Source organism: Yersinia pekkanenii, assembly GCF_001152565.1.
GTDB classification, from domain to species: domain Bacteria; phylum Pseudomonadota; class Gammaproteobacteria; order Enterobacterales; family Enterobacteriaceae; genus Yersinia; species Yersinia pekkanenii.
The window spans coordinates 12,530-26,697 of record NZ_CQAZ01000031.1; the positions used below are offsets into that span (position 1 = coordinate 12,530).

Here is a 14,168-nt window from a genome sequence, read left to right on the forward strand (position 1 = left end):
TTATTACCATTAAAATTATTAAAGGCTTGATGTGAATTTATCGTTAACGAGCGCAAACGAGAAATAGCGAAATCAAAATGTGTGTGGCACGTCATAAAAATGAGCGATCTCGCGTCATTAGCGGTGATTAAGGGACTTTGAAAGTGTGATCAGACCAGTGGTTTCCCCCTGGTTGTTAAAGGCATGTATAGCTATCGCAGGATAGGTCGTAGGGTTTTTTCGGTTTTTGCTGATAGTTACTGACACGAAATTGCTACAGAGTGTTGTTTGTACCGGTATGGCGCTAGACAGGGGGGAGCAGGCTACATACAATCTGTTTATCAATAGCATCGGTTTATCAAGAGCATCGTTTTTATCAAGTTGCGTCGCCTTTGCGAAGGAACGCGTTAGAACATAGCGCTTGTTACACCAGATCGATAGATATACAGCGCGATAAGTATTCACAGCAGTTTCATCTGCCGGGTGTTATCTCAGTAGATGCGGTGACTTCGGTTATGGATGATGACTGCGACCAAGATATGTACGCCTTGCTACTATAAGGGGACCGAAGAATGTCATTTGAAGTATTTGAGAAATTGGAAGTTAAAGTTCAGCAAGCGATTGATACCATCACTTTGTTACAGATGGAAATTGAAGAGCTGAAAGAGAAAAATAACACCCTGTCCCAAGAAATCCAGGATGTTGCTGGTGGACGTGAAGCGTTAGTGCATGAAAATGAGCAACTGAAGCAAGAGCAGCATGTCTGGCAGGATCGTCTGCGGGCACTGCTGGGAAAGATGGAAGAAGTCTGAGTGCTGACCGGGTTAAAGTATCACTAATGCATTGTTGAAGGCCATTAGCCACTTCGAGTGCGCAGGGCAAAAAGGGCGATATCAGTATCGCCCTTTCACCTATAAATCAGCGCAAGACTATTCAATATCCAACGGCTCTTCTGACAAGATGATCCCGGTGTTATCAGCATATAAATGATCACCTGAGAAGAAAGTCACGCCGCCAAAGTTAACGCGGATATCACTTTCACCAATGCCTTCATCTGCGGCTCCCACGGGGATAGCGGCCATTGCCTGAATACCGATATCCAACTCAGCCAGGTCATCTACCTGGCGTACGGCACCGTAAACGACAATCCCTTCCCACTGGTTTTGCGAAGCCAGTGCAGCTAGCTCAGCATTGACTAATGCACGGCGCACTGAGCCACCGCCATCGACCACCAGAACACGGCCCAGACCATTTTCTTCAAGTAGGTCGAACAATAAGCCGTTATCTTCGAAACATTTTACAGTAGTAATCTTGCCACCAAATGAAGTGCGTCCGCCAAAATTGGAGAACAGGGGTTCTACCACATTGACCTCTTCATGATAGATGTCACTGAGTTCGGAAGTATCATATTTCATAGGATTAACGTCTAGTTGCGGCTGGGATGTTAAGTATATCCCTTTCTGACTACTGTTGGCAAAATCATCAATTGTTAAATTTATCCGGGCTAACCTTTTATTGGTTTCGGCCCGGAGTCTATTTGAATCACAACCCAATGGGATTTAGTGGAATACCAGACCAACCGCAAACAGGATGTTGGTTAGTAGTGCCGCTTTGACCATCTGTTCTAGCATGGGCCGCATGCCCGCAGCAGTAGGATCGCGCAGGACAAATAGCGCATGTTTGACCAGTAACGGAACGGCCAGAATAAAGATCCAACCCGCCCAGCTATGCAGATGCAGAATGCTGAATAACGCCAGACAGAAGATGGCGGCAGCGATCAACAGGGCATGGTAATAACGTGCGACGACAGGGCCTAAACGCACTGCCAACGTATTTTTGCCATTGGCTTTGTCATTTTCGATATCGCGCAAATTATTAATATTTAAAACCGCAGTTGCCAGTAAACCACAGGCAGTGGCTGGCAATATGACAAGGCTGTCAAAGTGCCCAGCCTGGAGATAGTAAGTCCCTGCGACGCTCAACCAGCCGAAGAACACCAACACTGATATATCACCCAACCCCATGTATCCATAAGGTTTTCTACCTACAGTATAGGTAATTGCGGCAACAATGGCCATCAGCCCAAGCAGTAAGAAGCCTAAAACGTCACTGGGCTTTTCACAGGCAACAGCAATGAGTGCGATACCGGAAATGATCGTCAGGATAACGGTAATAATCAGCGCCACTTTCATCTGCTGGCGGGTAATCATCCCTTTTTGCATACCACGCAACGGCCCGATACGCTCCTCTGTATCACTGCCCTTAATGGCATCGCCATAATCATTGGCCAGATTAGAGAGTATTTGCAGCAGACCGGCAGTTAATAAGGCCAGCAGTGCCACTGCGGGTTTAAAACTACCGAGCCAGACTGCAAGGGCTGAACCGGTAACGATAGAGGCAAAGGCCAGTGGTAGGGTGCGTGGCCGCAGGCTTTCCAGCCACGCCTGGGTTTGGCTGGTATTGGTTGATAGGCTCATTTTTCGCTTCATTTTATAGGAGTCTGGTCCGCCCATATCGGCGCGTTAAAAAGATTCATGTCGGTCAAAAAGCAAAAGTGGGAGGCGATGCCTCCCACTCAATATTATACTGGCGAACCATTTTATCCAGCATAGGCTTATAAAGCGAATTATAGGATAAAACGACTCAGATCTTCATCTGCCACTAACTCATCCAGATGTTTACCTACATATGCCGCATCAATAGTGATTGATTCACCACTACTTTCGCTGGCGTCATAGGAGATATCTTCCATCAGACGTTCCAGCACGGTATGCAAACGACGTGCGCCGATATTTTCGGTGCGTTCGTTAACCTGCCATGCCGCTTCAGCGATTTTGCGAATACCTTCGCGGGTAAACTCAACGGTAACACCTTCGGTTGCCATCAGGGCTTTGTACTGCTCAGTTAACGAGGCACTCGGCTCCGTCAGGATGCGTTCGAAATCATCGGTGGTCAGTGCCTGCAATTCTACGCGGATTGGCAAGCGACCTTGCAATTCCGGGATAAGATCTGACGGGCTGGAGACCTGGAACGCCCCGGAAGCAATAAACAGAATATGGTCAGTCTTCACCATACCGTGTTTGGTTGATACGGTGCAGCCTTCGACCAGTGGCAGCAAGTCACGTTGCACCCCTTCACGGGACACATCCGGGCCTGAAGTTTGACCACGCTTACAGATTTTATCGATTTCATCGATAAAGACTATCCCGTGTTGCTCAACGGCATCAATCGCCTGCTGTTTCAGTTCTTCTGGATTGACCAACTTCGCGCCTTCTTCCTCAATCAACAGTTTGAATGCATCTTTGATTTTGATTTTACGCGGTTTTTGTTTCTGACCAGCAATATTCTGGAACATGGATTGCAACTGGTTGGTCATCTCTTCCATGCCCGGAGGGGCCATAATTTCAACGCCTACCGGTGAGGCAGCCAGATCGATTTCAATCTCTTTGTCATCAAGTTGACCTTCACGCAGTTTTTTGCGGAAAGCCTGGCGGGTAGCAGATGGCTCTTGGGTCTCATCCGGTTGCCCCCAGTTATTCTTGGCCGGCGGGATCAGCACGTCCAGGATACGTTCTTCGGCTAATTCTTCCGCCCGGTAGCGCATTTTCTCGATAGATTGATGACGAACCATTTTCACGGCGGCATCAGTCAGATCGCGGATAATAGAGTCCACTTCTTTACCGACATAGCCAACTTCGGTGAATTTAGTGGCTTCAACCTTGATGAACGGTGCATTGGCCAGTTTCGCCAGTCGGCGGGCAATTTCAGTTTTACCCACACCGGTTGGGCCGATCATCAGAATATTTTTAGGGGTAACTTCGTGGCGCAGCTCTTCGTTAAGCTGCATACGACGCCAGCGGTTACGCAGGGCAATTGCCACCGCACGTTTAGCTTTATCCTGGCCGATGATATAGCTATCAAGTTCGCTGACGATTTCGCGTGGGGTCATTTCAGACATGTCACTCTATCCTTACGCTTATACGTTAATTCTTCAATGGTTTGGAAGCGGTTGGTGTAGATACAAATATCCCCCGCAATGCTCAGTGATTTTTCAACGATATCCCGCGCATCTAATTCGGTATTTTCCAATAACGCCCGTGCAGCAGACTGGGCATAAGGCCCGCCGGAACCGATAGCAATCAGGTCATCTTCCGGTTGAACGACATCGCCGTTACCCGTAATGATCAGTGATGCGGTTTCATCTGCGACAGCCAGTAGCGCTTCGAGCTTGCGTAACATACGGTCGGTGCGCCAGTCTTTGGCTAACTCAACAGCGGCTTTAGTCAGATGACCTTGATACATCTCTAGTTTGCGCTCAAATAGCTCAAACAGGGTAAAGGCATCAGCAGTACCACCCGCAAACCCGGCAATGACTTTATTGTTATAAAGGCGGCGTACTTTTTTGGCGTTGCCTTTCATTACGGTATTGCCCAGAGTGACCTGGCCATCGCCACCAATAACGACATGACCATTACGGCGTACACTTACAATTGTTGTCACGAGCGAACCCTCGTTGCAGACTGAATGAGTCCCCGTACTGTTTCTCAGCAAAACAATACGGGGCATATTGAGATTATAAATGGGGGAGGATTACTACTTTTCAACCCCCAACCGCGAGGGGAATGCATGCTGACTGACCCGCGCCTTTCAAACGCTGTAAGGCAATATCAGCGGCTGCCTTGCTATTGTAAGGGCCAAGCACGACGCGATTCCAGCCGCCACCGGCGGTAATGCGGCTTTCTATCCCTTCAAATGCCAGTTGAGCGCGGATAGATTCGGCCTGATCGACGGCTTTAAATGAACCACATTGCACCATCCAACGTTGCGCTTTCTCTTTCTCTTTTTCCGGTTTCGGTGGTGTAACAGTTTGTGTCACCGGAGCCGTGGGTTGTGCACGCGGCGGGGTAGGTACCGGAGGCGATACGGGTGTCGGCGAGGGCACTGGTGTGTGTGGTTGTACTGGCGCGATAGCCTGACGCGGTGAGGTTAACGGCGGCTGCATATTGGTGACCGGTGGTTTAATGGTCACCGCAGAGCGTGGCACCGGCATCCCTTGGTTGTAGGGTACTTCTGACAACTGGGTTGGCTGCTGACGCATATCTGCCTGCATCTGCTCAAGTAATTGGCGCTGCTCATTGGTCAATTGTGTCTTGGAATTAACGTCGCCACCGGCAGACGGTTCTGTTGGTGTAGACACGCCTATCTGGCGATTTTCCAGTTCTTTAATATAGCGCCAGCGCTCTTCGGGTTTGGGTGGTAACCCATTGCCGGTGCGGGGGTCATGGTTCGGCAGTAACGGGAGCTCACCCGGCTTATTGTGGGTGATGAAATAGAGGCCACCAACAAATACCACTAATAGCGCGACGGCCAGTGCCACCACGGTTTTTGATACTGCTGGAGCACTCCGTTTTTTCCGGCTGGTGCTTTTGCGCCGCGCTCCTGAGCGCCCTCGGCTTACATAATCTCTTTGTGCCACTATCGTTTCGCTGCGTCGTGATGATGGAATAAGTCCGTCATGTTACTGAACCCCTGAATATTTGCCTAGCGTTTAGGCGCAGCAGTACTTTCCCTGACAATTAATTCGGTGTCTAACAAGCGGGAGCCACTTTGTACTGAATGCCCTTGTAACTGTTCAAGTAATAGTAACATGGCTTGCTGACCAATTTGATAGCGTGGTTGTGCCACCGTGGTCAAGGGAGGAGAGCAATACTGTGACAGCTTCAGGTTGTCAAAGCCTACCAGTGAGACATCCTGCGGGACACATAGCCCCATTTTTTTCGCCTGCCACATAGCCCCAATCGCCATCACATCATTGTGACAAAATATTGCTGTCGGGGGATGAGGCAGTTCCATCAGGGTGGCAAAGGTTTCAGCACCGGCTTCATAGCTAAAGTCACCGCGCATAATATAGTCACTGTCGACCGCGATACCATTACGACGCAGTGACTGGATATAGCCCTGTAGCCGATAATGGCTCAGCGGTAAACTTTCCGGCCCGGCAACACAGGCAATGCGCTGGTGCCCCAATTCGTGCAGATAATTAACGGCTTCATAGGCGGCGGTCAGGTTATCGATATGCACCGTTGGCAGTTCCAGTTCAGGTGCGAACTCATTGGCCATCACCATGGGGGGCAAATTGCGTTGTTCTTCTTTACTGGCATCAAAAGGCAGATTAGAGCCTAACAGCAACATCCCATCAATTTGCTTGGTGATAATCAGGTTAACGAAAGTACGCTCTTGCTGGGTTTGTTGTGCGCAATCGCCAATTAATATCAGATAACCTTGCTGGGCTGCCGCATGCTCAATACCCTGAATGATATCGGCAAAAAATGGATCGCTGATATCCGGTACGATAACCAGAATAGTACGTGATTCATTACGCTTAATATTACGAGACAAAGCATGGGGAGAATAACCCACCGCCAGAACAGCTTGCTCCACTTTTTGCCGCGTCACTGTTGAAACCTTCTCTGGATTCATCAGCGCGCGTGATACCGTCGCCGTTGAAACACCCGCCATTTTAGCAACGTCTTTCATGGTAGCCATCGTGAATTCTTTCTTATGTTCCAACGTCTTTCTCCTTGCTCTGACGCCGAGTCAGCATTAAATGCTTTGAGATATTCTGTGGTTAATGGCTCAGAATATTAACGGCTTGTCACACGCAAACCGGTGTTAGCGGTAAGCGTACTCGTATCCTTTCATGGCTGAGTAGTCTCGGTTAAATGCAGACTTTCCGATATTCTATACAGATAGTGGGGGCAACTTGTTACCTAATTTGCATTAAAAGTGTGACATAAGTAGGTTTTTTCGAACTAGCTCGCAGAAAGCAGGGTAAACGATTGCTTTGCGGTACCGAGTAGACAATAAATTACTCAAGTAAAAGAGATATTACCCAAAGTCATTGGCGTTACAGCGAGGCTGTTTGCAGCCGCGAGGCCCATGGATGGGGCGAGTAACGAACATAGCTAGCAACGCTGTTGCATCAAGGGAGTTAGCTGTCTATTGGATCGACATCCAACGTCCACTTAACCTTACGTGCCTGTGGCAACGTATTGATGAGCGGTTGAGAGGTTTTTATCAGCCGTTGCAGCAATTGCCGTGAAGGATGTTGCAGCAGTAATTGCCAGCGGAAGCGCCCACTACGTTTGGCCTGCAATGCCGGAACCGGCCCCATAATCCACAGTGCATCATCTTTCAGTGGGCTGGCTTCCAGTAAATTTCGTAATTGTTGCAGAAACAGTGCTGACTGCTGATTATCGTGGTCTTCGCTGCGCACAATGATATGGCTGGTATAAGGGGGTAAAAATACACTTTTACGTTCTGCCAATGCCTGTTTGGCAAAGGCATCGTAGCCTTGCTGTAATAGAATTTGCAGCAGTGGGTGCTCAGGATGGTGGGTCTGTAAAATGACTTCGCCTTGCTTACCTGCACGCCCTGCACGGCCAGATACTTGAGTATAAAGCTGAGCAAAACGCTCTGCCGAGCGAAAATCTGCCGAGAACAGCGCACCGTCGACATCCAGCAAGGCCACCAGGGTGACATCGGGGAAGTGATGGCCTTTTGCCAGCATTTGAGTACCAATCAAAATACGGGCCCCCCCTTGATGCACATCAGCCAAATGTTGTTCCAATGAGCCTTTGCGACTGGTGGTATCACGGTCAATTCGGGTGATCGGGGTGTCTGGGAATAGCGGAGCCAGTTCGTTTTCCAACTGCTCAGTGCCGACGCCAACGGAGACCATATGGGTCGAGCCGCATTTCGGGCATTGCTGAGGCACAGGCCGCTGGCTGTCGCAATGGTGGCAGCGCAACTGACGGTAATTCTGATGCAAGGTGTAATAGTGGTCGCAGCGCTGGCATTCGGCAATCCAGCCACACTCATGGCACAGCAGGGCAGGAGCATAACCACGGCGGTTGAGGAATAAAATCACTTGGTTGTTGGCCTGCAAGTGAGTTTTCATTCGTTTCAGCAGTGGCTGAGATAGGCCAACTTTTAACGGTAGCCCTTTCAGATCGAGTAAATGTTGTACTGCCGGCGTTGCATTCCCAGCCCGTTTGGTCAGGGTGAGTTGGCGATACTTGCCCATTTGTACGTTATACAGCGTCTCCAGTGCAGGGGTTGCGGTGCCCATCACGATGGGGATATTTTCTTCACGGGCGCGGAAGACGGCTAAATCTCTGGCATGGTAACGCCAGCCTTCCTGCTGTTTATAAGAGCTGTCGTGCTCTTCATCGATAATAATGACCCCAAGGCGGGAGAACGGGGTAAACAGTGCCGAGCGGGTACCAATCACAATGGCGGCTTCGCCGTTCTGCGCCCTTAACCAGACGGATAAACGTTCGCTGTCGTTTAAGCCGGAATGGAGTACCTCAACGGGGGCGTTAAAGCGTTCGCGAAAACGGGCAATAGTCTGTGGAGTCAGGCCAATCTCAGGCACCAGAACCAGCGCCTGACGGCCCTGAGCCAGAATATTTTCCAGCACACTGAGATAAACCTCTGTTTTACCGGAGCCGGTGACCCCAGCCAGTAGCCAGGCAGAAAAATGGGTATCTTCACTGCGGATCGCACCGACGGCAGTCGCCTGCTCGGTGTTCAATCGCAGGCGCTCACCTAATACTGAGAAACCATCACGCCAGTCAATCGTTGTGGCTGCTTGCGCCCGCAGATCAATCAACCCTTTACTGCGCAAGGCTTGCAATGCACTTTCGGTTAACGCCATTTCATTAACCTGATGGCGATAGACTGGTTTTTGTAATAATGCGGCCAGGGCCTGTTGTTGTTTGGGCGCGCGTTTTAAACTTTCCGGTGGTGTGGCCCGGCCTTGTTCTGTGGCAAACCATTGCCACAACGGCGCTGATTGCGCGGGCTTCCCTTGCCGTAGCAGGATCGGCAGAGCATGGAATAGCACTTCACCAATCGGATAATGATAATACTCGGTGGCCCAGCACAGTATGCGCCATAGGCTAGGTGGGAATAAGCTGTGGTTGTCCAAAACAGCATCAACGGCTTTAAGTTGTTCAAGGGGGAAGGTGCTGGTATCACTGATACCCACTACGATCCCGATGGCTTTGCGTTTACCAAACGGCACACTGACGCGAGCACCGACCCCTGGGCAGGCCATGGCGCTGCCTAAACGGTAATCGAAAGTACGAGCCAGCGGTACGGGTAATGCCACTTGAACAACGGACATGTTGCGATCCTGATTAAAAAAAGATTGAGCAGTTTACACCGCATGTATCACAATGTACGGATTCGATTGCGCGGTTTGGTCAAATTCTGTATGATTCGCCGCCTTTGGTATAATTTGATATCAAATCCTATGAACAACCGTTGCTTGTTTTATCAGCGATTGTTATTTCTTAATCGTGTGGTGTCTGGCGGAACAGGGCTGGATAGCGACACGGCCTAAATATAGAGGTTTTCCATGAAAAAAGGTATCCACCCTAAATACGAAGAAGTTACTGCTTCTTGCTCTTGCGGTAACGTTATCCAAATCAACTCAACAGTTGGTAAGAACCTGAATCTGGACGTGTGCGGCGAATGCCACCCGTTCTATACTGGCAAGCAGCGTGACGTTGCTACCGGTGGCCGTGTTGACCGCTTTAACAAGCGTTTCAGCGTGCCGGGTGCTGCGAAGCCATAATTGCCCGTCAGATGAAAAAGGCGCCTTGGGCGCCTTTTTTGTTTTTAGCGAAAGAGGATTCTAAACGTTGCGGGTTCGGAGAAATTAAGCCGAAGTTATCGTTATCAATATTCCCAGGTATCGGGGTCAACACCCAACTCACGCATTAAAATCTTCGCGGCTTCCGGAATTTCATCACTGCGCTCTTTACGCAGGTCTTCGTCATTCGGCAACGGCTGACCAGTAAATGCATGCAAAAAAGCCTCACACAACAATTCACTGTTGGTGGCGTGGCGCAGGTTGTTCACCTGACGGCGGGTCCGTTCATCGGTGAGGATTTTTAACACCTTCAGCGGAATGGATACCGTAATTTTTTTGACCTGTTCGCTTTTCTTGCCGTGTTCAGCGTAAGGGCTGACATACTCGCCGTTCCACTCAGCCATGGGACACCTTAAATTTGTCGGAAAAATACAACATTCTGAAAACCGGCCAATTATGCCCGATCTTCGCTATTCTCACTAAATAAATGTCAATTTTAGTAGACTAGGGTCACTGAAATAACCTTTTTTGCTACTTATTGATAGCCGTTACCTTTCTATCGCGTCTTTGCGGTTAAACAAAGCGCCGCTGAAAGCTGACTGGCATCATTAGGATATCTAAAACCTCTATAATTTTAGCGGTTATTATTCCATGGCTCAATCTATACGGAAAGAAGTTTAGATGTCCAGATGTATTGACGTCCGTAATTTGTGCGTCTACTCTGACGTAACATTTTCTCGATAACCGGCTGGTGGAACTTCATATGACGCGTAAACAGGCAACAATAGCAGTCCGTAGTGGGTTGAACGATGACGAGCAATACGGCTGCGTTGTTCCTCCGATTCACCTCTCCAGTACCTATAATTTTACTGATTTTAATCAGCCTCGCGTACATGACTATTCACGTCGCGGCAATCCGACGCGTGATGTAGTGCAGCGAGCGCTGGCTGAATTGGAGGGTGGCGCAGGTGCGGTAATGACCAGCAGCGGGATGTCGGCGATTCATTTGGTTTGCACCACATTTCTCAAGCCGGGTGATCTACTGGTCGCCCCACATGATTGTTACGGCGGCAGCTACCGGTTATTCGATAGCCTGAGTAAGCGCGGTGCTTACCGAGTGCTGTTTGTTGATCAGGGCGATGAAACAGCCTTAAGCCGAGCGTTGGCTGAAAAACCAAAATTGGTGTTAATTGAAACCCCGAGTAATCCACTGTTACGCGTGGTGGATATTGCTGCTATCTGCACAGCGGCCCATGCCGTCGGCGCATTGACTGTTTGTGACAACACATTCCTCAGCCCAGCGTTACAACAGCCTCTTACTTTAGGTGCGGATCTGGTGATTCATTCTTGCACTAAATATCTGAACGGCCACTCAGACGTAGTGGCGGGGGCGGTGATTGCCAAAGATCCTGAACTGGCGGTGGAGCTGGCATGGTGGGCGAATAATATTGGTGTCACCGGTGCTGCGTTTGATAGTTACCTGTTATTACGTGGTTTACGTACCTTATTGCCCCGTATGGCTCAACAGCAGCGTAACGCGGATGACATTGTTCGTTATTTACAGCAGCAGCCTTTAGTGAAAAAGCTGTATCATCCTTCTCTGCCACAACATCCCGGCCACGAAATTGCACGCCGTCAGCAGTCTGGTTTTGGTGCGATGCTCAGTTTTGAACTCAATGGCGATGAGCAGGTACTACGGCGTTTCCTCTCGGCCCTTGCGTTGTTTACTTTGGCGGAGTCTTTAGGCGGCGTAGAAAGCCTAATCTCTCATGCCGCGACCATGACCCATGCCGGTATGGCGCCAGAAGCGCGCATTGCCGCAGGTATTACTGATAGCTTATTGCGTATTTCCGTGGGTATTGAAGACAGCGAAGATTTGATTGCCGATCTGGAAAATGCTTTCCAGTTGGCAGGAACGAGGTAAGCATGAATGCAACAGCGGTAGCAGCGGCGGTAACGGGCCGTCAACTGCATAAATTTGGTGGGAGTAGCCTTGCGGATGTGAAGTGTTACCTGCGAGTAGCCAATATTATGGCTAACTACAGTCGCCCTGGTGATCTTATGGTGGTATCAGCAGCCGGTAGCACCACCAACCAACTGATTAGCTGGTTGAAACTGAGCCAAAGTGATCGTCTTTCTGCCCATCAGGTACAGCAAAATCTACGTCGTTATCAACACGATCTGATTAGCGGTTTATTGTCGCCAGAAATGGCTGAGCCGCTGATTACTACGTTGATCCATGATTTGGAACGCCTGGCGGGTTTGCTGGATAACAAAGTAGACGATGCGATTTATGCCGAAGTGCTTGGCCATGGTGAGATTTGGTCCGCCCGTCTGATGGCTGCGGTACTGAACAAGTTAGACATGGACGCCGCCTGGCTTGATGCTCGCACTTTCCTGCGTGCTGAACGTGCGGCGCAGCCACAAATTGATGAAGGCCGCTCTTATCCGTTGTTGCAACAGTTGATGGCGCAGCATCCGCATCAACGCTTAGTCGTAACCGGCTTTATCTCGCGCAACAACGCCGGTGAAACCGTGTTGTTAGGGCGTAACGGCAGTGACTACTCGGCCACTCAAGTTGGTGCGCTGGCGGGGGTCGAACGCGTCACTATTTGGAGTGACGTTGCCGGGGTATACAGCGCTGACCCGCGCAAAGTGAAAGATGCCTGCCTATTACCATTACTGCGGTTGGATGAAGCCAGTGAACTGGCCCGTCTGGCGGCACCGGTGTTACACACGCGAACGCTACAGCCGGTTTCCGGCAGCGATATTGATTTACAACTGCGTTGCAGCTACCAGCCAGAGCAAGGCTCAACCCGTATTGAACGTGTGTTGGCGTCAGGCTCGGGTGCCAAAATTGTCACCAGCCACGATGATGTCTGCCTAATCGAATTACAGATTGCCAGTCACCATGATTTCTCGCTGGCGCAGAAAGAGATCGATTTACTGCTCAAACGCGCGCAAATCAAGCCGCTGGCGACCGGTATTCACCCTGATCGTAACCTGTTGCAACTCTGCTACACCTCCGAAGTGGTTAACAGTGCATTAAGAGTGCTGGAAGATGCCACGCTGCCGGGGAGATTAGCCCTGCGTGAGGGGCTGGCGCTGGTGGCTCTGGTGGGCGCGGGGGTGAGCAAGAACCCGCTACACAGCCACCGTTTCTATCAACAACTGAAAGATCAACCGGTTGAATTTATCTGGCAGGCGGAAGACGGCATCAGCATGGTGGCCATTCTGCGTCTTGGGCCAACTGAACACCTGATTCAGGGCTTGCACCAGTCGCTGTTCCGTGCAGAAAAGCGTATTGGCCTGATGCTGTTTGGCAAAGGCAATATCGGCGCACGCTGGCTGGAGCTATTCGCCCGCGAGCAGAAGAATATCTCGGCACGCAGCGGTTTTGAGTTTGTGCTGGCCGGCGTAGTGGACAGCCGTCGCAGCCTATTAAGTTACGACGGGCTGGATGCCAGCCGGATGTTGGCATTTTACGATGACGAAGCCAAAGAACAGGATGAAGAATCGCTATTCTTGTGGATGCGAGCGCACCCGTTTGATGATTTAGTGGTGCTGGATGTGACCGCCAGCGAATCATTGGCTGAACAATACCTGGATTTTGCCAGCTACGGTTTCCACGTTATCAGCGCCAACAAACTGGCCGGTGCTTCCAGTAGTAATAATTATCGCCAAATCCGTGATGCTTTCGCTAAAACAGGCCGCCACTGGCTGTATAACGCCACTGTGGGTGCCGGTTTGCCGGTGAATCACACGGTACGCGACCTGCGTGATAGTGGCGACAGTATTCTGGCGATCAGCGGTATTTTCTCCGGCACATTGTCATGGTTATTCCTGCAATTCGATGGCACGGTGCCGTTTACCGAATTGGTGGATCAAGCCTGGCAACAAGGGCTGACAGAACCCGACCCGCGAGTGGATCTCTCCGGTCAGGATGTCATGCGCAAGTTGGTGATCCTGGCCCGTGAGGCAGGTTACGACATCGAGCCAAATCAGGTGCGAGTGGAATCGCTGGTACCTGCCGGTGCTGATGTCGGTTCCGTAGATCAGTTCTTTGAAAATGGTGAAGCATTGAATCAACAAATGATACAGCGCTTGGAAGCCGCCAATGAGATGGGGCTGGTATTACGTTATGTGGCCCGTTTTGACGCCAATGGTAAGGCGCGAGTGGGCGTTGAAGCCGTCCGTGCTGATCATCCATTGGCCTCGTTGCTCCCCTGCGATAATGTCTTTGCCATTGAGAGCCGTTGGTATCGAGACAATCCGTTAGTCATCCGTGGCCCTGGAGCCGGGCGCGACGTGACTGCCGGTGCCATTCAGTCTGATTTAAACCGCCTGTCCCAACTGCTGTAATCTGCATTAATTCGCCTCTTCTGCCCACCGCAGGGGAGGCACAATCCCACTTTAGCGGCTGCATGAATTTTCCGCATATTGCGTGTGAACAATCATCATCATTCTAAACTTATTTAAAAGTTGACTCTTTAGCCAACTTCCGTCATTTTCTATTTAGCCGTCTAAA

At 50.2% G+C, this 14,168-nt stretch carries 12 protein-coding genes; 4 read left to right on the forward strand and 8 right to left on the reverse strand.

Annotated features, from left to right (window positions below; all coding sequences use genetic code 11):
* Nucleotides 1-551 precede the first annotated feature (551 nt).
* Complete coding sequence (zapB, locus tag AEP37_RS15470; protein ID WP_049614179.1) at nucleotides 552-791, forward strand: cell division protein ZapB; 240 nt, start codon at nucleotides 552-554, stop codon at nucleotides 789-791.
* A gap of 117 nt (nucleotides 792-908) precedes the next feature.
* Here zapB and rraA read toward each other — a convergent pair whose 3' ends face one another.
* The 7 genes from rraA to priA form a co-directional block, all read right to left on the reverse strand.
* Entirely contained in the window at nucleotides 909-1,394 is a 486-nt protein-coding gene (gene rraA / locus AEP37_RS15475; RefSeq protein ID WP_049614180.1) for a ribonuclease E activity regulator RraA, read from the reverse strand.
* A 144-nt stretch (nucleotides 1,395-1,538) separates the two neighbouring features.
* Nucleotides 1,539-2,456, reverse strand: coding sequence for a 1,4-dihydroxy-2-naphthoate polyprenyltransferase (locus tag AEP37_RS15480; RefSeq protein ID WP_049614181.1), 918 nt, complete (start codon nucleotides 2,454-2,456; stop codon nucleotides 1,539-1,541).
* 149 nt (nucleotides 2,457-2,605) lie between these two features.
* Complete coding sequence (gene hslU, locus AEP37_RS15485; protein ID WP_049614182.1) at nucleotides 2,606-3,937, reverse strand: HslU--HslV peptidase ATPase subunit; 1,332 nt, start codon at nucleotides 3,935-3,937, stop codon at nucleotides 2,606-2,608.
* The gene (hslV, locus tag AEP37_RS15490; RefSeq protein WP_049614183.1) at nucleotides 3,925-4,479 is read right to left on the reverse strand and encodes an ATP-dependent protease subunit HslV; all 555 of its coding nucleotides are present in this window, start codon (nucleotides 4,477-4,479) and stop codon (nucleotides 3,925-3,927) included. Before hslV ends, hslU begins: the two co-directional genes overlap by 13 nt.
* Before the next feature lie 100 nt (nucleotides 4,480-4,579).
* Nucleotides 4,580-5,455, reverse strand: coding sequence for a cell division protein FtsN (ftsN, locus tag AEP37_RS15495; protein WP_049614184.1), 876 nt, complete (start codon nucleotides 5,453-5,455; stop codon nucleotides 4,580-4,582).
* 65 nt (nucleotides 5,456-5,520) lie between these two features.
* Nucleotides 5,521-6,549, reverse strand: coding sequence for a DNA-binding transcriptional regulator CytR (gene cytR / locus AEP37_RS15500; RefSeq protein ID WP_049614185.1), 1,029 nt, complete (start codon nucleotides 6,547-6,549; stop codon nucleotides 5,521-5,523).
* 421 nt (nucleotides 6,550-6,970) lie between these two features.
* The gene (gene priA, locus AEP37_RS15505) at nucleotides 6,971-9,169 is read right to left on the reverse strand and encodes a primosomal protein N' (protein WP_049614186.1); all 2,199 of its coding nucleotides are present in this window, start codon (nucleotides 9,167-9,169) and stop codon (nucleotides 6,971-6,973) included.
* A 234-nt stretch (nucleotides 9,170-9,403) separates the two neighbouring features.
* On the opposite strand from priA, the gene rpmE reads away from it, so the two are divergent.
* Nucleotides 9,404-9,622: a 50S ribosomal protein L31 gene (rpmE, locus tag AEP37_RS15510; protein WP_049614187.1), complete on the forward strand. Its 219-nt coding sequence runs from the start codon at nucleotides 9,404-9,406 to the stop codon at nucleotides 9,620-9,622.
* 104 nt (nucleotides 9,623-9,726) lie between these two features.
* Here the strand turns inward: rpmE and metJ are convergent, their stop codons facing one another.
* On the reverse strand, nucleotides 9,727-10,044 hold the full coding sequence (gene metJ / locus AEP37_RS15515; protein ID WP_004392248.1) for a met regulon transcriptional regulator MetJ: 318 nt from the start codon (nucleotides 10,042-10,044) through the stop codon (nucleotides 9,727-9,729).
* Between the two features lie 359 nt (nucleotides 10,045-10,403).
* Between metJ and metB the strand changes: the two genes are divergently transcribed.
* Together metB and AEP37_RS15525 are read left to right on the forward strand one after the other, a co-directional pair.
* Nucleotides 10,404-11,564, forward strand: coding sequence for a cystathionine gamma-synthase (gene metB, locus AEP37_RS15520; RefSeq protein WP_049614188.1), 1,161 nt, complete (start codon nucleotides 10,404-10,406; stop codon nucleotides 11,562-11,564).
* 2 nt (nucleotides 11,565-11,566) lie between these two features.
* The gene (locus AEP37_RS15525; protein WP_049614189.1) at nucleotides 11,567-14,002 is read left to right on the forward strand and encodes a bifunctional aspartate kinase/homoserine dehydrogenase II; all 2,436 of its coding nucleotides are present in this window, start codon (nucleotides 11,567-11,569) and stop codon (nucleotides 14,000-14,002) included.
* The last annotated feature ends 166 nt before the right edge of the window (nucleotides 14,003-14,168 follow it).